Annotated in this window: 21 protein-coding genes; 11 read left to right on the top strand and 10 right to left on the bottom strand. The window is 68.3% G+C overall.

Features of this window, described 5'->3' with window-relative positions; all coding sequences use genetic code 11:
- Positions 1-6 precede the first annotated feature (6 nt).
- Entirely contained in the window at positions 7-504 is a 498-nt protein-coding gene (locus M8859_RS25475; RefSeq protein ID WP_159924224.1) for a MarR family winged helix-turn-helix transcriptional regulator, read from the bottom strand.
- Positions 505-639: 135 nt separating this feature from the next.
- Here M8859_RS25475 and M8859_RS25480 point away from each other — a divergent pair, with 135 nt between their 5' ends.
- Both M8859_RS25480 and M8859_RS25485 read left to right on the top strand, forming a co-directional pair.
- Positions 640-1,449, top strand: a complete 810-nt coding sequence (locus M8859_RS25480; protein ID WP_159924223.1) for an APH(3'') family aminoglycoside O-phosphotransferase — start codon at positions 640-642, stop codon at positions 1,447-1,449.
- Positions 1,450-1,689: 240 nt separating this feature from the next.
- Positions 1,690-2,352, top strand: a complete 663-nt coding sequence (locus M8859_RS25485; RefSeq protein ID WP_223518138.1) for a DUF8176 domain-containing protein — start codon at positions 1,690-1,692, stop codon at positions 2,350-2,352.
- A 96-nt stretch (positions 2,353-2,448) separates the two neighbouring features.
- On the opposite strand, the gene M8859_RS25490 is transcribed toward M8859_RS25485, so the two are convergent.
- Both M8859_RS25490 and M8859_RS25495 read right to left on the bottom strand, forming a co-directional pair.
- A complete protein-coding gene (locus tag M8859_RS25490) occupies positions 2,449-3,504 on the bottom strand; it encodes a phosphotransferase family protein (protein WP_249644918.1) in 1,056 nt (351 codons plus the stop codon).
- A complete protein-coding gene (locus tag M8859_RS25495; protein WP_195140234.1) occupies positions 3,501-4,709 on the bottom strand; it encodes an acyl-CoA dehydrogenase family protein in 1,209 nt (402 codons plus the stop codon). The genes M8859_RS25490 and M8859_RS25495 overlap by 4 nt, the downstream gene beginning before the upstream one ends.
- A gap of 90 nt (positions 4,710-4,799) precedes the next feature.
- On the opposite strand from M8859_RS25495, the gene M8859_RS25500 reads away from it, so the two are divergent.
- The 4 genes from M8859_RS25500 to M8859_RS25515 all read left to right on the top strand — a co-directional run bounded on the left by M8859_RS25500 (position 4,800) and on the right by M8859_RS25515 (position 9,102).
- Positions 4,800-5,405 (top strand): TetR/AcrR family transcriptional regulator, encoded by a 606-nt coding sequence (locus M8859_RS25500; protein ID WP_159924219.1) that lies wholly within the window; start codon positions 4,800-4,802, stop codon positions 5,403-5,405.
- Positions 5,406-5,756: 351 nt separating this feature from the next.
- Complete coding sequence (locus M8859_RS25505) at positions 5,757-7,325, top strand: hypothetical protein (protein ID WP_159924218.1); 1,569 nt, start codon at positions 5,757-5,759, stop codon at positions 7,323-7,325.
- Positions 7,326-7,679: 354 nt separating this feature from the next.
- The gene (locus tag M8859_RS25510) at positions 7,680-8,285 is read left to right on the top strand and encodes a ClpP family protease (RefSeq protein ID WP_159924217.1); all 606 of its coding nucleotides are present in this window, start codon (positions 7,680-7,682) and stop codon (positions 8,283-8,285) included.
- A gap of 223 nt (positions 8,286-8,508) precedes the next feature.
- The gene (locus M8859_RS25515) at positions 8,509-9,102 is read left to right on the top strand and encodes a ClpP family protease (RefSeq protein WP_159924216.1); all 594 of its coding nucleotides are present in this window, start codon (positions 8,509-8,511) and stop codon (positions 9,100-9,102) included.
- Here the strand turns inward: M8859_RS25515 and M8859_RS25520 are convergent, their stop codons facing one another.
- Positions 9,103-9,489, bottom strand: a complete 387-nt coding sequence (locus M8859_RS25520) for a helix-turn-helix domain-containing protein (protein ID WP_159924215.1) — start codon at positions 9,487-9,489, stop codon at positions 9,103-9,105. It lies immediately after the preceding gene.
- 138 nt (positions 9,490-9,627) lie between these two features.
- On the opposite strand from M8859_RS25520, the gene ilvD reads away from it, so the two are divergent.
- The 3 genes from ilvD (at position 9,628) to M8859_RS25535 (ending at position 13,593) form a co-directional block, all read left to right on the top strand.
- Complete coding sequence (gene ilvD, locus M8859_RS25525) at positions 9,628-11,334, top strand: dihydroxy-acid dehydratase (protein ID WP_159924214.1); 1,707 nt, start codon at positions 9,628-9,630, stop codon at positions 11,332-11,334.
- Between the two features lie 208 nt (positions 11,335-11,542).
- The gene (locus M8859_RS25530) at positions 11,543-12,157 is read left to right on the top strand and encodes a TetR/AcrR family transcriptional regulator (protein WP_159924435.1); all 615 of its coding nucleotides are present in this window, start codon (positions 11,543-11,545) and stop codon (positions 12,155-12,157) included.
- On the top strand, positions 12,154-13,593 hold the full coding sequence (locus tag M8859_RS25535) for a hypothetical protein (RefSeq protein ID WP_159924213.1): 1,440 nt from the start codon (positions 12,154-12,156) through the stop codon (positions 13,591-13,593). The genes M8859_RS25530 and M8859_RS25535 overlap by 4 nt, the downstream gene beginning before the upstream one ends.
- Positions 13,594-13,733: 140 nt before the next feature.
- Here M8859_RS25535 and M8859_RS25540 read toward each other — a convergent pair whose 3' ends face one another.
- The 4 genes from M8859_RS25540 to M8859_RS25555 all read right to left on the bottom strand — a co-directional run bounded on the left by M8859_RS25540 (position 13,734) and on the right by M8859_RS25555 (position 17,345).
- Positions 13,734-14,465: an alpha/beta fold hydrolase gene (locus M8859_RS25540; RefSeq protein WP_195071535.1), complete on the bottom strand. Its 732-nt coding sequence runs from the start codon at positions 14,463-14,465 to the stop codon at positions 13,734-13,736.
- A gap of 37 nt (positions 14,466-14,502) precedes the next feature.
- Positions 14,503-15,468: an alpha/beta hydrolase gene (locus M8859_RS25545; RefSeq protein ID WP_195071534.1), complete on the bottom strand. Its 966-nt coding sequence runs from the start codon at positions 15,466-15,468 to the stop codon at positions 14,503-14,505.
- Positions 15,469-15,503: 35 nt separating this feature from the next.
- Positions 15,504-16,226 carry an alpha/beta fold hydrolase gene (locus M8859_RS25550; RefSeq protein WP_159924211.1) on the bottom strand — a complete coding sequence of 241 codons (723 nt, stop codon included), beginning with the start codon at positions 16,224-16,226 and terminating at the stop codon, positions 15,504-15,506.
- A gap of 102 nt (positions 16,227-16,328) precedes the next feature.
- The gene (locus tag M8859_RS25555) at positions 16,329-17,345 is read right to left on the bottom strand and encodes a GlxA family transcriptional regulator (protein WP_195071533.1); all 1,017 of its coding nucleotides are present in this window, start codon (positions 17,343-17,345) and stop codon (positions 16,329-16,331) included.
- A 78-nt stretch (positions 17,346-17,423) separates the two neighbouring features.
- On the opposite strand from M8859_RS25555, the gene M8859_RS25560 reads away from it, so the two are divergent.
- On the top strand, positions 17,424-18,035 hold the full coding sequence (locus tag M8859_RS25560) for a TetR/AcrR family transcriptional regulator (protein WP_201295218.1): 612 nt from the start codon (positions 17,424-17,426) through the stop codon (positions 18,033-18,035).
- 185 nt (positions 18,036-18,220) lie between these two features.
- Here the strand turns inward: M8859_RS25560 and M8859_RS25565 are convergent, their stop codons facing one another.
- Complete coding sequence (locus M8859_RS25565; protein WP_249644919.1) at positions 18,221-18,643, bottom strand: hypothetical protein; 423 nt, start codon at positions 18,641-18,643, stop codon at positions 18,221-18,223.
- A gap of 124 nt (positions 18,644-18,767) precedes the next feature.
- A complete protein-coding gene (locus M8859_RS25570) occupies positions 18,768-19,358 on the bottom strand; it encodes a TetR/AcrR family transcriptional regulator (RefSeq protein WP_159924208.1) in 591 nt (196 codons plus the stop codon).
- A gap of 83 nt (positions 19,359-19,441) precedes the next feature.
- Between M8859_RS25570 and M8859_RS25575 the strand changes: the two genes are divergently transcribed.
- A complete protein-coding gene (locus tag M8859_RS25575; RefSeq protein WP_249644920.1) occupies positions 19,442-20,443 on the top strand; it encodes a saccharopine dehydrogenase family protein in 1,002 nt (333 codons plus the stop codon).
- Positions 20,444-20,479: the final 36 nt, after the last annotated feature.

A 20,479-nucleotide genomic window follows, 5' to 3' on the forward strand; every position in this document is an offset into this window, starting at 1 on the left:
TGGGCCCTATTTCGGATCGGCTGGGTGTCGGGGAGTGGTCTCTATTCCTGCGGTGAGCCGGTCGAGCAGAGCGGTCAAGGTATCGCGGTCCGGTGCGGGCCAGTCGGCCAGGATGCCCGCCAGCCACCGGTTGCGCAGCGCCCGGTTCTCCTCGAAGACGCGAACGCCCTCTTCGGTGGCCGCCAGCACGCACGCACGGCCGTCGACCGGGTCGGCCCGACGCTCCACCAAGCCGTGCGCCACGAGCGATCTGCTCTGTCTGCTGATGGTCGAAGCCTCGGCGTGCAGCAGCTCGGCGAGTCTGCCCGCGCGCTGTGGTCCTTCGTGCACCAGGCAGAACAGCACGGAGTAGGCGAGTCGCTCCAGCCCGTCCGGCCCGGGCCGGGCAGGCTGCCACTTCGCCCGGTTGAGAGCGCGCATGAACCGGACCAGCCGCTGACCGAGTTCGTCGGCGGCCGCGAGTTCGGCCGCTGTGACCGGGCGCTCGCGAGCGGTTGCGGACATGACAATCACCTCGACGTTCCCCACCGGCAGATTTGTTTGGCAACGACAACTAGTTGCTTTTGGCAACTATACATCTCGGTTGCCAGAGGTCTGCGAGGTGGGTCACTCCCGAGCCGCGTTGCTACCGTCGATGGCGTGTCCGAGTCGCTCGTCCGCTTCCGCGCCGCCTTGCCGCCCGACCGCCGATGGGAGCCGGTCGTCGGCGGGGAGTCCGACGCCGTGGTGTTCCGGTCCGCCGACGGCGCCCGTTATGCCAAGTGCGTCGATCCCGGTGGGGTCACGGCGCTGGAGTTGGAGCGGGACAAAATCGCCTGGCTCGGCGGCTACGGTATCCCCGGTCCCCAGGTGCTGGACTGGCGGACCGGCGACGGCGGCGCCTGCCTGGTCACCAGCGCCATCCCCGGCGTGGCCGCGGACGCTGTCGGCCCCGACGCTCTCACGCGCGCATGGGAGTCCATCGCGGACGCGGTGCGACGCCTGCACGATGTGCCCACCGGAGAGTGCCCGTTCGACCGAGGCTTGGCGCGGATGTTCGCGATCGCCCAGGATGTGGTGGCCCGGGGTGCGGTCCATCCCGAATTCCTCCCCGAGGAGCAGCAGGACACCCCGCCCACCGTCCTGCTCACCAGGCTGGCCACCGAGTTGGCGCCGAGGATGATCCAGGAGTCCGTCGAAGCCGTGGTGTGTCACGGCGATCTGTGCCTGCCCAACATCGTCCTCGACCCGGACACGCACACGGTCGCGGGTTTCATCGACCTCGGCCGCCTCGGTGTCGCCGACCCGTACGCCGATATCGCTCTCCTGCTGGCCAATTCGCGGGAGTCATGGCAGGACGAGCGGCGCGCCGAACACGCCGACCGGGCCTTCGCCGACCGCTACGGCATTGATCTGGACGCCGAGCGTCAGCGTTTCTTCTTGCATCTGGACCCGTTGACTTGGGGTTAGCCGGGGCATATCGCGGGCTCGGCCGGCACGGGCGGGCGTGACTGCGAGCGCACCGACCGTTCGGTCCTGATAAACCGGTGTTTCTGTGCTCCGGGGCAGCTGGGCGTGGTTCGGTCTTGTCTGTTGAGCATTTGACCGACAAAATCCAGGGAAATATGCAATGTTGTTATTGCGCAACGGCATTGAGAGGGAACCCACGGTGGCCGAGTAGGCACCGGTAAAAGGGGGTGCGGCGAGATCATGTCGTCGAACACATCCGGGCCCGGCGGCCGACGCGCCCGCCCGGGCCAGGTCCGGGCCGAACGTGTGCCCACGTGGCCAGGGATGCTCTCCGCCCACGAGCCGCCGTCCCACCGGCGCGGGGCGCCGCGCGCTCGCCGCCGCGCTCGTCGCGGCCGACGACGCGCTTGGCTGGTCGGAGGTGTCGGGCTGGCCGCCTCGCTCGCCGCCGCCGCGCTGGTCCTGGTCTACACGGGCGCGGCCTCCGCGCCACGGCAATCGGCCACCGTGGCCGACCCGGTGCTGGGCGGCGGCCCCGGCTGCGAGCCGACGCGCGGCGAACAGCTGGTACGCGGCAACGGAACCGGCTCGACGGCCTCCGGCGCGGAGGTGATCCTGGCCTTCCAGCATGCCTACTATGTGGCTCGCTCGGGTGCGGTCGCGCGATCGCTGACGGTGCCCGACGCCGCGGTACCACCGGTGGGCGTGATCGACGCGGGCATCGCCTCGGTACCAGCGGGAACCCAGCACTGCGTCATGATCACCCCCATGCTCGACGGGCGCTACGACGTGGTGATCACCGAGTTGCGGCCCGACTCCGCCAACCGCACCTATCGTCAGTTCGTCACCGTGGCCACCGTCGACGGCAAATCCACCATCATCAAGATCGCCGCGCCGAACTGAGCCGCCCAGCGCGGTGACTGCCGCGGACCGGCGAGCCGGACGGCTCGACGCTCGAGACGCGACCGCCGACGAGCATTCGGCGACGCCGCGTCCGCGCTACTCGAGCCCGGCGACCTTCCGGCAGCGCCAGTCCAGGTAGTTGATCAGCATCCAGAAGTCCTCGAACGCCGGGTTGGTGGTCTGCCCGTGGTGGTAGCGGTAGTAGATCTGCTGCGCGATGACGGCTAGGCGGAACAATCCGAAAACCTCGTAGAACGGCCAGTTCTCGGCGGAGCGGCCGGTGCGCGCGCAGTAGTGTTCGACGATCTGGGCCCGCGTGAGCATGCCGGGCAGGTGACTGGGTTGGCGGCGGGAAGCCCGCATGACCTCGTCGTCGTCGGCCTGCACCCAGTAGGCCAGCGCGCCACCGAGATCCATCAGCGGATCGCCCAGGGTCGCCATCTCCCAGTCGAGTACGCCGACGATCGCGCCCGAGCCCGACGGGTCGAGCACCAGATTGTCGAGGCGGAAGTCGTTGTGGATGACGGTGGTGGCGACGTCCGCGGGCTGGTTGGCGTCGAGCCAGGCCATCACCGCGGCGAAATCGCCGACATTGTCGGTGCGGGCGTCGACGAAGCGCCGCGACCAGCCCGCGACCTGGCGGCCGACATAGCCCGCGCCCCGCCCGATGCCGGTCAGTCCGGCGGCCACCGGATCCACCTCGTGCAGTTCGATCAAGCAGTCGAAAGCCGCGGTGGACAATCGCCGCGCCTGGTCGGGAGACAGGCTCATGCCCTCCGGCAGATCGCCGCGCAGAATCGTGCCGGCCACGCGCTCCATCACATAGAACTCGCTGCCGATCACATCAGCGTCGGCGCACCGGGCCACCATCCGCGGGACGTAACGATAGTGCGGGCGCAACCGCTGCTGCACCAGGAACTCCCGGCCCATGTCGTGCGCGGAAGCCGCCTTCTTGCCGGTCGGCGGGCGGCGCAGGATCAAGTCGCGGTCCGGGTAGCGCAGCAGATACGTCAGATTGGACGCGCCACCGGAGAATTGGCGCACCTGCGGCGGCTCGGCCAGACCGGGCACCTGGTCGGCGAGCCAGGTGTGCGCGGCGTCGACGTCGAAGGCGTCCTCCGGCCGGACGGCGGCGGCCTCCGTGGCGCTCACCGGTCGCTACCGTACTTCCGTAGCTCTTGGCGCGCGATCAGGTTGAGGTGTACCTCGTCGGGGCCGTCGGCGAAGCGCAGCGAACGAATGCCCGCGAACGCGCGCGCCAGCGGGAAATCATCGGAAAGTCCGGCGCCGCCGTGCAACTGGATCGCCATGTCGAGCACCTCCTGGGTCATCCTCGGCACGACCGCTTTGATCTGGGAGACCTCGCTGCGCGCTCCGACCAGGCCCTTGGTGTCCAGCAGCCAGGCCGTGTGCAGGACGAGCAGCCTGGCCTGATCGATCGCGACGCGCGCGTTGGCGATCCGCTCCCGGTTGCCGCCGAGATTGGACAGCGGCTTCCCGAACGCGGTGCGCGAAAGGCTGCGACGGCAGGCGAGTTCGAGCGCACGCTCGGCCAAGCCGATCGCGCGCATGCAGTGGTGGATGCGGCCGGGCCCGAGGCGGCCCTGGGCGATCTCGAATCCGCGTCCCGGCCCGGCGATCACGGCGTCCAGCGGCAGGCGCACGTCGGTGAAGGTGACTTCACCGTGGCCGTAGGGCTCGTCCAGGTAGCCGAAGGTGGTGAGCATCCGCTCGATCCGCACGCCGGGGGTGTCCAGCGGGACCAGCACCATGGAGTGGCGCTGGTATGGGTGCGCCTCCGGGTCGGTGAGGCCCATGAAGATGACGAATTTGCAGTTCGGATGGCCGACGCCGGTGCTCCACCATTTGCGGCCGTCGAGCACGATCTGATCGCCGTCCACTACGGCGGTCGCGGCCATATTGGTCGCGTCGGAGGAGGCGACCTCGGGTTCGGTCATGCAGAACGCCGAGCGGATCGTGCCTTCCAGCAGGGGGCGCAGCCACTGTTGGCGCTGCTCCGCGCTGCCGTAGTGCAGCAGGACCTCGGCGTTGCCGGTATCGGGCGCGTTGCAGTTGAACACTTCCGGCGCCCAGCCGGAAGCGCCCATCGCCTCGGCCATCGGCGCGTAGTCGACGTTGGTGAGGCCGGCGCCGAGCTCCGGGTCGGGCAGGAAGAGGTTCCACAGACCCGCGGCCCGCGCCTTCTGTTTCAGTTCCTCGACCACCGGCGGGACCTCCCAGGGCGACTCCCGCAGGAAGGCGGCGTGCTCCTCGTCGCGCGGCTCGATCTCGTCGCGCACGAACTGCCGCACCTGATCGGTGAGGCGGACGGCTCGGTCGGAATGCGTGAAATCCATACCCATCCTCGAGGCTCGCTGAGCATTGCTCAACTTCCGGTCGGGTCATTGGTAGCATATTGTTGAGCATTGCTCAATAGAGGAGGGTGGATGTCGGAGGTTGCCGTGGAGCCCGGCGGCCGCCGCTCGGCGGACGATCGACGCAGACAACTGATCGGCATCGGTCTGCGCATGCTGATCGACCGTCCCTGGCACCAGATCACCGTCGACGCGGTCGCGCAGCAGGCCGGCATCTCACGCGGGCTGCTGTTCCATTACTTCCCGACCAAGCAGGACTACTACGCCCAGCTCGTCGGCGCCGCGTCGCAGCGATTCCTGCGCGCCACCGGTCCGGATCCGGACGCCGCGGACCCGCTCGCGTCGATGATCGCCAACTTCGTCGGTTACATGCGCAGGCGCAGTGGCCCGCTGGTGGCGCTGCTGCGCGCCGCGGGGCAGGACCCGGTGCTCGAGTCGATCATGGAGCAGATGCACGACGAGCTGACCGACCGGGTCTTCGCGGCTCTCGGCAGGTCCGCCCGGTCGACCGCCGAACGCCTGGTGGTGCGCTCCTGGTGGGCGATGGCCGAGGATCTCACGGTGCAGTGGTCGGCCCGGGACGACGTCGAGCAGGACCGGCTGGACCGGTTGCTGTTCGACACCTTGTCCCGAGTGCTCGATTCGGTGGACAGCGAGCGCGCGGCGGGTCGCCACTGACGGCTCGCGCACAACCAGTTATCGCGCGCCGAGATCCGCGGTTCGAGCCGTGGCGGCGGAATGGCTCGCGGGAAACCGAACCACCTCGACATAGGGTGGTCAATGGTTGGAAGCGCGGTTCGACACCAGCGGCAAGGACGTGCTGCCCGGGCTGCGGCGCCAGGGCGTCGAACCAGGGCACAGAGGGGAAATCACGCCGTGCCGCGTGTGTCGTCCACGGCGCGCCGAATAGTTTTACGAGTTGGCAAATGAATAGTTTCGCCGACGGCGGTGGATCGACTATGAATGAAACGTGCCGTTGCCATACGTGATCACTTGTCTGCCATCGAATCTCCCCGGCGGGGAGCGCTGATGGTCATCGAACATCCCATCGAGGACGAGGTTACACAGCTGGCGAGGCGGGTCGAGAAGGCCCGTGGACGGCTCGCCTACCAGTTCGATCCGGCGCTTACCGAGGCGCTGTCGGAAGACGAACTGCATGCCGAACGTGAGCTCGCCGAACGGATTCGCACCCAGGAGCGCGGACAGCGCTGGAAAGAGGCGCAGGCTGCCGCCGCGGCATCCGACCGCGCCAGGCAGACCACCGAAGCGATCGAGAAGGCCGACATGCGAGACCTCCTGCTCGCCCGCAAGGCGATTGCCGCGCAACGACGCGAATCCAGCCCGCACGCGAAGCTGGCCTCGCTCTACCGGCATCGGTCCTGGTCGCTGCGCGCGCTGGCGGGTGTGGTCGCGGCGGGCATGTTGTGGTCGGCGGTCAACGTCCAGCACAACATCGCCCCGGGTGGCGCGACCGATCCGCTGTACTGGTTCAGTTACCTGCTCGAAGGCATGATCAGCGTCTGCCTGATCATCATCATGATCGGCACCAACAAGGTCGCCGAATGGGGCGTCGTCGACAACCGCCGTCAGGTCGCGGCGGCCGAAATCGCCCTGCTGGCCCTGACCGTCAGCCTCAACACCTATCCCTACCTGCGTGCGGGCGCCTGGTACGACGCGGCCGTGCACGCCATCGCGCCGGTGATGATCGGCGTCGCGCTGCTCATCCACGACGCCGCGAGCGCCCGCTACGGCATGGCCATCGCCAGGGCCACCGAGCAGGTCCGCGACCTGCCCGACCCGGCCGAGCAGATCCGGCTCACACTGCCCAGATACCGCATGCCGGTCGCGCCCGAGGCGCCGGGCATCCCGCACGAGTACACCGATCACGACCCGCAGCCCGTCGTGGCCGCGGCAGCGGTGGAGGTCGTCGAGCAGGAGCAGGCCGAGGTCGCCGAAACCGTCGGTGCGCCGGAAGTTTCCGACGAGCAGCCCGTGGACATGGTGAAAGCCGAGAAGAAGCGTGCGCCGGTCCCGACGCCGCGCAAGCCGGTGCTGCCCGAGTCCATCGAGGATCTCGACGCGATGGAAGTCTTCCAGACGCGTCCCACCACACCGGTGAAGGTCAAGGACACCGAGGCCACGATCGCCGCCAACGGCAGCGCGCCCTCGACCAACGGAAAGAAGCCCGTGGCCGCGGAGCCCGTGGCGCTCGGAGCGGTTTCCGCGACCGAGACCGCTACGCGTGGCCCGGCTGAGGAGCCGACCGCGGCGAAAGTCGTTGTTCGTCAGACCGCTTCGGCCAAGCCGCGTACGCCGGTGCCGGACACCGAGGTCCCGACGGCCGAGATCCCGGCGGTCGCCCAGCGCCCGCTCGCTGACATCGACAGCCTGATGCCGGAACCCAAGAACGGCAAGAACAGCCCCAAGCCGGACGTCGCACAGCCGCCGACAGCACGCCAACCGGACATCTACGACACCGGTTCGTTCCGTGTCGCCGACATCCTCGAGCAGGAACTCGCCGAACTGCAGGCCGAACGCCGCCGCGCCCGCGCCCAGAGCAGGCAGCGCTCCGCCTCCACCGCGGGCCGCGAATCCTAGCGAGCCCCGTTCCCGGCATCGATGCCCGCCGGCGCACGACGCGTCGGCGGGCATTGTCGTCTTCCTCGCGTCGCATCGGAGCTCGACGGCGCTCGAACAGACACCGGTAGACCGGCGAGCCGTCAGTTCAGCGCTCGACTCGGCCAGAGGGCTGGCTTCGGCCCATTCCGCCAGTAGGCGAGGGCGTCGTACAGCGGGACGCGGCCTCGACCGTCACGCGCAGCGAGTGGGCTGGGGGTGTCGCCGAAGTCGCCGCGGTCCTCGGCGTCCGCGTCGTCGCTCGACTGCTGAGAGCAGATCCGCCGACGGCAGCACGGGCGCGGTTCGCCGCTGTGAGTCCGGCACCGTGGAACCATGACTCACGATGACAAGACCCCGATGTTCAGCTGGCGGGCCAGAGAGCAGCTGCTCAGCCGCCGCATAGTCGTGCTCGACGGCGCCCTCGACGACGACAACGGGACGCTGCTGATGACCCAGCTGCTCACTCTCGCCGCCGAGGACCCGGAAGCGGGCATCTCCTTGTGGATCCATTCGCCGGGCGGATCGGTTCCGTCGATGCTCGCCATCCGTGACGTGATGCGGCTGGTGCCATGCGAAGTCTCCACGCTCGCTCTCGGATTGGCCTGTAGCGCGGGGCAATTCCTCTTGTCGTCGGGGAGCAAGGGCCGGCGCTTCGCGTTGCCGCACGCCAGGGTGCTGATGCACCAGGGATCCGCGGGCATAGGCGGCACCGCCGTCGATGTCGAGGTCCAGGCCGACGACTTGCGCTACACCGTGGACACGGTGCTCGGCATCATCGCCGAGGACACCGGCCAGCCGTTCGACCGGATCTACGAGGATTCGCTGCACGACCGCTGGTTCACTGCGGCGCAAGCCAAGGAGTACGGCTTCATCGACCACATCGTCGACTCGTTCGGACAGATCGTCCCGCAACGTCAGCGGATCGGGATCTCGGCATGAGCGGTCAGGCCTGGAGGCGGCAGCGCCAGCGTGACCCCGCAAGGCTCCGCTGATGCCGACAGAAGACACAGCATGAGCGGTCAGGCCTGGAGGCGGCAGCGCCAGCGTGACCCCGCAAGGCTCCGCTGATGCCGACAGAAGACACAGCATGAGCGGTCAGGCCTGGAGGCGGCAGCGCAGCGTGACCCCGCAGGGGCCCGCTCATACCGGAAGTGGACACATCATGAGCACCTACACCATCCCCAACGTGATCGCCCAGCATCCACGCGGCGGCGAGCGGATCACCGACATCTACTCCCACCTGCTCGCCGAGCGGATCGTCTATCTCGGCACGCCGATCGACTCCGGTGTGGCCAACGCGCTCATCGCGCAGTTGCTGCACCTGGAATCGGAGAGCCCCGAGCAGGAGATCAACCTCTACATCAACTGTGAGGGCGGCGACCTGTCCTCGATGCTGGCCGTGTACGACACCATGCAGCACATCCAGTCGCCCGTGCAGACCACCTGCGTCGGCCAGGCGATCGCGGTGGGCGCGGTGCTGCTCGCGGGCGGCGAGCCCGGCCGCCGGTCCCTGCTGCCGCACGCCAGGGTGGTGCTGCACCAACCCGCCGCGCGCGGGCAGGGAACGATCCCCGATCTGATCCTGCAGGCCGACGAGCTGGTGCGGATGCGGGCGGAGATCGAGTCGATCCTGTCGCGGCACACCGGGCAAACGGTGGAGCGGCTACGGCGCGACACCGACCGCGACCGGGTCTTCACCGCATCGGCCGCGGTCGAGTACGGCCTCGTCGACCAGGTCCTGGGACGCCGCGACTGATCAGGCCGCCGACGCCATGAGCGTGGGCCCGGTGCCGGAGCGCGGCGCCGACCGCCGCAGGAAGGCGACCCTGCGGCGGGCGCGGAGTTCGTCCGCCACCTGGCCGGTGAGCTCACCCAGCGTGGTCCCGAGTGATCCGGCCAGGGCGGCGATCATCTCGCTCGACGGCTCCTTGCGTCCCCGCTCCACCTCCGACAGGTACTGCGGGGAAATGCCCGCCCGCTTAGCGGTTTCCACCAGCGTCTCGCTCCGGTCCTGCCGCAGCGTGCGCAACTGTTCGCCGAGCACCTCGCGCCAGAGGGGTTCCGGGGGCGTCTGCGGTTCCGGCTGCCGAGGCCGGTCGTCGCGTCCACCGGGGATCGAGTGAAGTCTCGGGTGCTCGGTCATGGTCCGAGCGTACGGTTGCGGGTGACGGGTTCGCCCGGCATTACGCTCTGGGCGTACAGGGCCGTTCCAGTGGACGGAATTCGCGGATCCGGCGTGGTCGCCGCCGTAATCGGAGCGGACCGAGGATGATGGGGAACCGTGCCAGAGAATCCGAAGGTTCCCGATCTCAAGCCGCGCAGCCGCGACGTCACCGACGGCCTGGAGCGAACCGCCGCCCGCGGGATGCTGCGCGCAGTCGGTATGGGCGACGAGGACTGGGAGAAGCCGCAGATCGGAGTGGCCTCCTCGTGGAACGAGATCACTCCGTGCAATCTGTCCCTGGACCGGCTCGCCAGGGGTTGCAAGGACGGCGTCTTCTCCGGCGGCGGCTTTCCCATGCAGTTCGGCACCATCTCGGTGTCCGACGGCATCTCCATGGGGCACGAGGGGATGCACTTCTCCTTGGTCTCGCGTGAGGTGATCGCCGACAGCGTCGAGACGGTGATGCAGGCCGAGCGGCTCGACGGCTCGGTGCTGCTGGCCGGCTGCGACAAATCGCTGCCCGGGATGCTGATGGCCGCGGCCCGGCTGAACCTGGCGAGTGTGTTCCTGTACGCGGGGTCGATCCTGCCCGGCCTTGCCAAGCTCTCCGACGGCAGCGAGCGCGAGGTGACGATCATCGACGCGTTCGAGGCGGTCGGCGCGTGTGCCCGCGGGCTGATGAGCCGCGAGGACGTCGACGCCATCGAGCGGGCGATCTGTCCCGGCGAGGGCGCCTGCGGCGGCATGTACACCGCCAACACCATGGCGAGCGCGGCGGAGGCGCTGGGTATGTCGCTGCCCGGCAGCGCCGCGCCGCCCGCGACAGATCGTCGCCGTGACGGTTACGCCCGTCGTAGCGGCGAGGCCGTGGTCGAGTTGATCCGGCAGGGGATCACTCCCGCCGACATCCTCACCAAACCCGCGTTCGAGAACGCCATCGCGGTCGTCATGGCCTTCGGCGGGTCGACCAATGCCGTGCTGCACCTGCTGGCCATCGCGCACGAGGCGAACGTCGACCTGACGCTGGACGATTTCGCTCGGATCGGGCGCCGTGTCCCGCACCTCGCCGACGTCAAACCCTTCGGTAACCATGTGATGACCGACGTGGATCGCATCGGCGGCGTGCCGGTCATGATGAAGGCATTGCTCGACGCCGGGTTGCTGCACGGCGACTGCTTGACCGTGACGGGAAGGACGGTGGCCGAGAACCTGGCCGACATCGCCCCGCCGGATCCCGACGGCAAGGTGATCCGCGCGATGGCGTCGCCGATCCATCCGAGCGGTGGCATCACCATCCTCACCGGTTCTCTCGCGCCCGATGGCGCCGTGGTCAAGTCGGCGGGCTTCGACTCCGACGTGTTCACCGGCACCGCAAGGGTTTTCGATCGGGAACGACCGGCGATGGATGCCCTCGAAGACGGCACGATCGTGGCGGGCGACGTCGTCGTCATCCGGTACGAGGGGCCGAAAGGCGGCCCCGGGATGCGCGAGATGCTGGCCATCACCGCCGCCATCAAGGGCGCGGGCCTGGGCAAGGACGTGCTGCTGCTCACCGACGGACGGTTCTCCGGCGGCACCACTGGCCTGTGCGTCGGACACGTCGCACCGGAAGCCGTGGACGGCGGCCCGATCGCGTTCGTGCGCGACGGCGACCCGATCCGCCTCGACGTCGCCGCGGGCACTCTCGACTTGCTGGTCGACGCCGACGAACTCGCCCGCCGCCGCGAAGGCTGGGACCCCCTGCCGCTGCGCTACACCCGCGGCGTCCTGGCCAAATACACGAAGCTGGTGGGCTCGGCATCGATCGGTGCCGTCTGCGACTGAGCGTTCGTCCTCCTGCGTGATCTCCCGGCGATCTCATGGTCGTCTGGCTCGCTGCCACATGCTTCGAGCCGTTGCGTCGAAGTCTTCGGCGCACCGTTGAATTCGATTCCACGGCCTGGAGGCGAAGCGGTGCCAAAATTAAGCTACTAATTTGTAGCTACAGTTGCATAGCTACTTTTTCGTAGCTATATTGGCGATCGTGAATGCGATGAAGCCAGCGGAGAAGGGTCGCCGCACCAAGCACGAGTTACGTGCCGATTGTCATGCGGCCGTCATCGCGGAGGCTGCCGAGACCGGCCTGGGGCGGCTGGCGATGGAGGGGGTCGCGCGGCGCGCCGGCGTCGCCAAGACCTCGCTCTACCGGCACTGGTCGACGGTCGAGGAATTGCTGATCGAGGCGCTGGCACAGGCGTACCCGGTCGAAATGCCGTCCCCGGCGGGCGGGAACCTGCGCGGGGACCTGCTCCGGGCGCTGGAGCAGCTGACCGATTGGCTGTCCGGTCCGACCGGGTCGGCCACGGCCGCGATCCTCGGTGAACGGCAGCGACGGCCCGATCTGGTCGAGTCGTTGTACCGCAATGTCTTCGACCTGCGCGGCGGCCGGTTCACCCGAACGGTCCTCGACCACTACGCGGCGCTCGGCGAAATCGACGGCGCCCTGATCACGCCGATAGTCAGCGATATCGGCGAGGCGCTGGTGATCAAGCATCAGATCGACACCGGGCAGTGGCCCGACGAGCGCGTCCGAACGGCCATCGTGGACGAAGCCCTGCTGCCCGCGCTCGGTTTCCCACCTCCCACAGAGAAGAGAAAGACGAAATGACTGGCGCACCTGCCAACCCGATCCACGTCGACTGGGCCGCGACCACCGGCACTTCGCGCACCACGTTGACCACCCACCTGTGGACAGCACCGCCGCTGCGCCGGGGCTCACCGATCCACGACAAGGCCTTCGACGCACTGCGTGCGCTCGACGCCGAGCTCGTTCGATTCCTGCCCTGGTACTCCCATCCGCGCATCGCGGTCGCGGAGCTGGCCCCGCCCACCGCGACCGAGACGTCCTGGAATTTCGAGCTGCTCGATCCGCTGGTCGAGGACTTCATGGACGCCGCGGATGGGCGTCCGGTCGTCGCGAACTTCGCGACCATCCCGGCCTGGATGTTCCGCACCGAGGAGCCGGTGACCGTCGCGGAGGACCCCGACGAGATCCACTGGGACTACGAGCGAGGCACCGAATTCCGCGATCCGACATTCACCGAGGTCGCGGACTACTTCTACCGCGTCGCCAGCTGGTATATCGCCGGCGGGTTCACCGACGAACTGGGTCGCCGCCACGAGTCCGGACACCACTACCGTTTCGCCTATTGGGAAGTTCTGTGCGAACCCGACCTCGGGCACCGGATCGCGCCGGCGGACTACACGAGGCTGTACGACGCGATCGTCGAACGACTGCGTCCGCTCGACCCCGACATGAAATTCGTCGGCTTGTCGCTCAGTCACATGCACCGGGATCCGGAGTATTACTGGCAGTTCCTGGATCCGGCCGTACACCGTCCCGGCGTGCCGGTCGACGCGTTCTCCTATCACTTCTACGCGTCGTCGGACATCGTCAACCCGTTCGGCCCAGAGGGTAACGCGCCATACGAACACTGGCGCGACATCTTCTTCGCGCGAGCCGATGGGTTCCTGGAGCAGGCGCGGTTCATCGACGGGATCCGGCGCAGGCTCGCCCCGGCCGCCAAAACGTTCATCAACGAAATCGGCACGTACCCCGCTGATGTGATGAATCCGAACCCCGAGATCCCCGAGGAATATTGGGCGCTCAGCGCTGCGGTCCAGTCCTATCTCTGGGCCGAACTCGTGGCGCTGGGCGTCGACGTGGTCGGCATCGCGGAGTTCATGGACTACCCCGGGATGATTCCCGGCACATCGCTGATCGACTGGGAGACCGGCGCCCCGAACCTGCGCTACGAGGCGCTGGCATTGCTGCTGCGGCACTTCGGCCCTGGTGATCAGCTGGCCGCGACCAGCACCGCCTTTCCCGACCCACGGGTACACGCCCAAGCTTTCGTCACCGCCTCCGGCGAACGAAAACTCGTGGTGATCAACAAGACCGAGGCTGTGCTGACGATTCCCCTCGATTCCTCTTTCCTCCCGGTCGGCGTCGAGCAGGTCGGGTCCACGGGCCTGCGAGCCACACCGCTCACCGATCCCGTCCTGCTCCTCGACGGCTTCGCCACCGCCGTCGTCAGCTGCTGAGGGCACAGCGCGGACCGTCAGCAGTCGCGCGGCCCGAGCGCGGGTTCCGTCGGGAGTAGGAGGCCGTGCACCTTGGGTCCCGCGCTGCGAAAAACGCTGCTGCGCGGGACCTTCGGCTGTGCGACCTACCTGGACTCCGGCTACCTGCCCGCCGCGCGAGCGATCAGGTCACTGACCGCATCGGGCGCGGAGACCGAGACGGCGTGTGAAGCGGAGACCTCCACGACGTGCGCGCCGGCGCGTTCGGCCATGAATCGCTGCGCTTCCACCGGAATGTTCTTGTCCTCGCTGGTGACCAGCGCGAACGACGGGATGTTCCGCCAAGCCGTTGCGGTCGCGGGCTGTTGCAGGGCAGCAAGCGCGACCGGCCGCTGAGTCGCGGCCATCAGCTCCGCGGTGGCGGCGGGCACGTCGGCGGCGAACTGCCGGTGGAATTCCTCTTGCCGGATGTAGAGCTCGGTGCCCGCGCCCCCGTCGGGAAGCGGGTAGGAGGAGGGCCTGGTGGTCGGCCCGAGCGTCGATCCGGGGAACTTGTCGGTCAATTGCAGTGCGCTCTCACCTTCGTCGGGAATGAACGCGGCGATGTAGACCAGCGCTTCGACATCGGTTCTCCCCGCGGCGGCGACCGTGATGACGCTCCCGCCGTAGGAGTGACCAGCCAGGATGCACGGCCCCTCGACGGAGTCGAGAACCGAGGCCACATACGCGGCGTCACTGTCGAGGCCGCGCAGCGGATTGGCGGCCGCGATCACGGAATGCCCTTGTGCGCGCAGCCGTTCGATGACTCCGTTCCAGCTGGAGGAATCGGCGAACGCGCCATGGACCAGCACGATGGCCGGTGCGGGGGAAGAACTGGTGGACTCGGTGCTCACAGGTGCGGTTCCTTCGAATTCGGTCGTCGGGTACAGGTCAGGCGGTGTGCAGGGCGGACCGCAGCGTCGCGACGGCTTGCGCTACCGCGGCTTTGGCGGCTTGGGTGTCGTGCAGCGCGTTGACCATCACGAAGTCGTGGACGATCCCGCCGTAGCGCACCTGGGTGACCGGCACACCCGCGGCGCGCAACTTGCCCGCGAAGGCTTCGCCCTCGTCGCGCAGCACGTCGGCTTCGGCGGTGATGACCAGCGCGGGCGGCAGTCCGGCCAGCTGGTCGGTGCTCGCGCGCAGAGGAGAAACGGTGATCTGCGCGCGCTCCTGCGCACTGGTGGTGTACTGATCCCAGAACCACTTCATGCCCTCGCGCGTGAGGAAGTAGCCCTCGGCGAACTGCTCGTAGGAGCCGGTGTCGAAGTTGGCGTCGGTCACCGGATAGAACAGCACCTGCTGGAGGAACGAGACGTCGCCGCGCTCCTTGGCCATCAAGGTCAGCGCGATGGCCATGTTGCCGCCGACCGAGTCACCCGCGATCGCGATCCGGGACGAGTCGAGGCCCTTCTCGCCGCCCTCGGTGGTGACCCACTGGGCGACGCGATAGGACTGCTCGTTGGCCACCGGGTAGCGCACGTCCGGTGACCGGTCGTACTCGGGGAACACCACGGTCGCGTGCGCGCCGACTGCGAGATCGCGCACCAGGCGGTCGTGGGTGTGCGCGTCGCCGAACACCCAGCCCGCACCGTGGGTGTAGATGATCACCGGCAGCGTCTCGGTGACGCCTTGCGGCTTGACGATCCGGGCTCGCACCGAGCCGGTCGGCCCACCCTCGACGGTGACCCACTCCTCATCGATCTCGGGCTTGAAGATCGGCGAGTCCTGCACGGAGTCCACCGCTTTGCGGCCCTCCTCGGGCGGGAGCTGGTAGAGGAACGGCGGCTGCGAGGTCGCGTCGACGAACTCCTGCGCCGCCTGTTCGAGCGAGATGCCCAGCGGGTTTCCTGACATGATGGTGCCTTTCTCGTAGAGGGGACTGCCTTGACTCAGGACAATTGAGCGATCGCGTCGGTGATGACGGCCACGACTTCGTCGGGGTGGGTCTGCATCACCAGGTGTGGTCCATCGATCTCGACGATCGAGCGCAGTCCGGCTCGCTTGTAGCCGAACCGTTCGACGTCGGGATTGATGGTGCGATCGGCGCTGGAGACGATGCCCCACGCCGGTTTCGTCTTCCACGCGGCCGCCGAGGCGGGCTCGTTGAAGGCGATCGCCGACAACGGCCGTTGCGAGACCGCGAGGACCTTGGCCTTCGCCGGATCGAGACCCGCGGCGAAGACATTCGGGAAGGCGTCGATGTCGACCGAGACGTCCGTGCCGGGCTCGGCGCCCTCCACCGGATACGGCGCGTAGACGAGGTTGGCCGCCAGGTCGGAATCCGGGAATCCGCCCTGCAACTGCCCGAGGCTCTCGCCTTCTTCCAGGGCGTAGCCGGACACGTAGACCAAGCCGGCGACATTGTCCGCGACGCCGGCGACGGTGATGACAGCGCCGCCGTAGGAGTGCCCGGCCAGCAGCACCGGGCCGTCGATCTGCTCGACGAACGACTCGATGTAAGCCGCGTCCGCGGACAGGCTGCGATTGAACACTGGGGGCACGACGACGCGATGGCCTCGTTCGAGCAGCCGTTCGGTGACGGGGGACCAGCTCGAGCCATCGGCGAACGCGCCGTGGACCAGGACGATGGTCGGACTTGCCGGGGCGGACATGGCATTCCTTTCTCCAGCGCGCGGTGACGGCGCTGTGCATGCGCCAGTCTCGGTCGGATACCCAGTGCCGCGCCCCTCCCCACGGGCCACAAAAGCCTCCGATCAGGACACGGCCTGTTCCATCACCACGTCCAGCCCGGCGGCCGAGCCGGTGGAACGGAAGCGCTGCTGGTACTTGCTCGGGGAGATGCCCAGCCGGGTCACGAACGCGCGGCGCAACGCCTCGCTGCCGCCATACCCCGCGGCCATGGCGGCCTCCGTCACGCTGTATCCGGCGTGCAGCATGTCCCGGGCCATACCGAACCGGATGAACGAGACGTATTCCGCGGGCGAGCGCTCGAGTTCCGCGCGGAAGAGCCGGGTCAGATGCCGCACGCTGACCCGCGCGTGGGCGGCCAGGGTCTGGACCGTGTGCGGATACGCGGGATCCGCGCAGATCAAATCCACCACTCCGCGGACGAGAGGACTGCGCGGCACCGGTCCGCTCAGCGACGCGGAGAATTGTGATTGACCGCCCGCGCGCTGCATGTAGACCACCAGCGACTGCGCTACACGCCGCGCGACGTCGGCGCCGTGGTCCTCTTCGACCAGCGCCAGCGCGAGATCGACGCCCGCGGCGACCCCCGCTGAGCTGTACAGGTTGCCGTCCCGCACGAAGATCGCGTCCGGGTCCACCTCGATCGACGGGTATCGCCGCGCGAGGTCGGCCGCGAATTTCCAGTGGGTGGTCGCGCGCCTGCCGTCGAACAGGCCCAGGTCGGCCACCACGAACGCGCCGCTGCAGACCGACGCCAGCCGCCGGGTGTTGCAGGCAAGATGCCGCGCGGCTGCCAGAACCTCGGGCGTCACGAATTTGCCCGGTGGAAGCTCGCTCCCCGGAATCACCACCGTGTCGAAGCGGCCCGCGTCCGCGACCGCGCAGCTCACTTCGATCCGCGCGGCGATCGAGGTCTGGGCATCCTTACCGTCGGCCGAGACCAAGACCACCTCGTACCCCGCCACCGATTGGTTCGCCTCGACGAACACCTCCGCGGGCCCGGCGAAGTCGAGCATCTTCACGCCGTCGAAGACCAGAATGCCCACTCGTTTGCGAGGACGGGCGGTGAAGTTGGAAGACATGTCAACAGTATTGTGGAGTAGCGGCTCCAGAACAAGTGGATGTGTGTGACCTCGCACAGTGATTGGTACGGTGAGGACATGGGACGGCCGCGACAGTTCGATGAATCGAACATGCTCGACGCCGCGACCGAGCTGTTCTGGTCGAAGGGTTTCGACCGCACGTCGGTAGAAGATGTCTCGCTCGCGACCGGTGTCGGCAACGGGAGCATCTACGCCGCTTACGGCAGCAAGCGCGGACTTTTTCTCGCTGCGTTCGAACGCTATTGCGAGCGGCGTGCGCACTTGGTCCGCGAGGCCATGGGTTCGGCGGGCGGCTCGGCGCGATCCGCGGTGCGTGCGCTCTACCGCGCGATCATCGAAGACTGTGCCGCGCATCCGGATCGGCGCGGCTGCCTGATGATCAACAGCATCGCCCATCTCGGTACCCGGATCCCCGAAGTCGCCGCTATCGGCAGCCGGACCACCGCCGCGATGGAGCACGGCGTCGCCGAGCGGTTGCGACCCGCCATGCGCGGCGCCGGAGACGACGACGAAGCCACGCTCTCGGCCGTCAGCGCCAACGTCGTGGTGGTCGCTCAAGGGCTGATCCAACTCAGCCGCTTGGGAACTCCGACGCAGCGGTTGCACGAGATCGCCGATGTGTCGACTGCGGCCCTGCCGCAGGCATGGGCCGACCAGCTCGTCCACTGACCCGGTCCAGGGGAGTTCGCGCCGTGCCGACGATCTGCTTCGCGCTCGACCCCTCGCACCGGGGACCGGCTCGACGTACGGTGTTCACCGACAGGCCTCGGCTCGCCGTCCGGCTCGACGGCGCGTGATACGAATCAGGGAAGCGTGGTGGTCGCGCGGCCGACCCGGCTGGTTGGCGACCGACCTCAGAGGTAGGGGAAGCAATCGATGTCGCGGTGGGTGAAGCAGGGCTGCTCGACCGGTCGCAGCCAGCGGGCGGGGACCCGTAGCGGTTCGACCTCGGGCAGGCGCACTGGCCGGTCTTCACCGTCGAACAACGTCCCGCGCACCCGGAATACGCCGAACGGCAGGCCGAGATCGTGAGCTTGTTCGGTCGTCAACACCACCGCGATGCGGGAGTTCGCGGTGATCCGCAGTCCTTCGACGATGATCGGATCACAGGTGTGGTCGATCTCCGTGACGGTGAGCCGGAACCTGCCGCCTCGTAGCCACGACCACGCCCACGAGAGCGAGCCCAGCTGGTCGCAGTCGGGGTAGCGGCTGCGCGGCAGACGCTGCGGGACCAGCACCATGTAGGTGCACCCGACCTCGATTTCGCGGGTCCGCATACCTTTCAGCGTGACCGTCGCACCGGCTCCCTCGCAAGGAAACCGGCAAATACAGCGCATCACGTGGGGGCGCAGCCGCAGGTCCGGGCGCCCGGGTCGCCCGCGCGGAGGTTGGCCGCCGGGGCTAGCAGTCGGTTCCGGCGTCGAGGCTTCCCACGATCAGGTCGGTGAGCGCCGCGATGGCTTCGGCGACCGTGGTGCGTTCTCGGTTCAGCTCGGTCGCTATCGCCTCGGCCGCACCCAGCACACCGACGCAGCGCAACCGAAGCGCGTCGGCCGGGAGGCCGGAGTGCGGCAGGAGCGCGTCGGCCATCAGGTCCGCGTAGCTGTCGTACATCTCGTGCTGGATCGCCTCCATGTCCGGATTTCCTTTCAACGCGGCGGAAATGGCGTTGAACTCCGGCATGTCGGCGGCGCAGGCGAAGTATGCCGTACTCGTGACACGGGCGAGCTCCGCAGCGGTGGGCGCGGCCTCCCGCAGCGCCTGGGCAGTAGCGGCTCGCTGTCGTTCGTCGAGTCGCCGGTACAGCGCGAGCAGCAGGCCGGGACGGGTGCGGAAGTGGTCGTACACGATCGGCCTGCTCACCCCGGCGGCCTCTGCGAGGGTGGGCAGGGTCAAGCCGTCGGCGCCCTCGGCGCGCACGATCGCCAGGGCGGTGTCGAGCAATTGCTCCCGCCTCGCCTGCTTGGAGAGGCGGGTGGATGTCGTCGTCATGGTCCTCCCTTGCGTCTTCGCCTCAGTGTAGCTACAAATAGTAGGTTACAAAATGTAGCTTCACCCTTCGGAGAGGAATCACAGTGGAACATTCGAAATCCGTCCTGATCATGGGCGGTTCGGGCCAGGCGGGCTCGGGAGCGGCGGCGGTACTGCGCCGGTGGTATCCCACGCTGCCGCTGACGATCGCGGGCCGCGATCTCGGTCGGGCGCAGCGAGTCGCCGACGAACTCGGCGCGGCGACGGCCGTGACCATCGATCTGGAGCGCAGCGATCTCGGGCTCCCGGCCGACCACGGTTATTCGGCGGTGATCGCGACGGTGTGGGACGCTCGCCTGCACGGGCTGCGCTACGCGCTGGACCATGGGGTGCCGTACCTCAGCATCTCCAGCGGCATGGTGGACATCGCACCGGAGGTGGCCGCGGGCGTCCAGCGGCCGAGTGCCGCTCCGATCCTGGTGGCCGGCCACTGCTGTGCCGGTCTGGTCGTTCTCGCGACCTTGGACGCGGCACGGGAGTTCGACCGGATCGACACCATACGGATCGGCGTCGTACTGGACGACACGGACACCGGCGGCCCAGCGGCTGCTGCCGATCTGGAGCGCATGTTTGCCGCCACCCCGGCGGGATTCGTGCGTCGCGACGGGGTCTTCACCTGGCTGAGCGAGCCCGACGCGCAGGTGGACGTGCCGAGTGTCGACGGCGTCGTGCTGCCGGGCCAGAGCGTCCCCATCCTGGACGTGCCCAGCCTCGCCGTCGCGACGGGAGCGCCGAACGTCCGCTTCGCGTTCGCGTTCGGTGAAACCGCGAGCAGGCGCCGCGGCGAACCAGCTTCCATCGAGGTCCGGATAGAACTCGAGGGAGTGGGGCGGGCGGGCGCGTCGCTGAGTACGAGCCGTTATCTCGTCCACCCGGTGGGGCAGCGCCCCTGGACCGCCCTCGGCGTCGCGCTCGGCGTCGAACGACTGCTCGGACTGCGCGGCGAACCCGTGACGCCGGGCCTCTACACTCCCGAAGCATTGCTCGACCCGGCCTACGTGGTCGAGCGGATGGCGGAGATCGGCACCACCTCCGTCAGCGTGTGAGGCATTGAAGCGCTGTGACTGGCTTCGCTTGCCGGT

Source organism: Nocardia sputi (assembly GCF_023501985.1).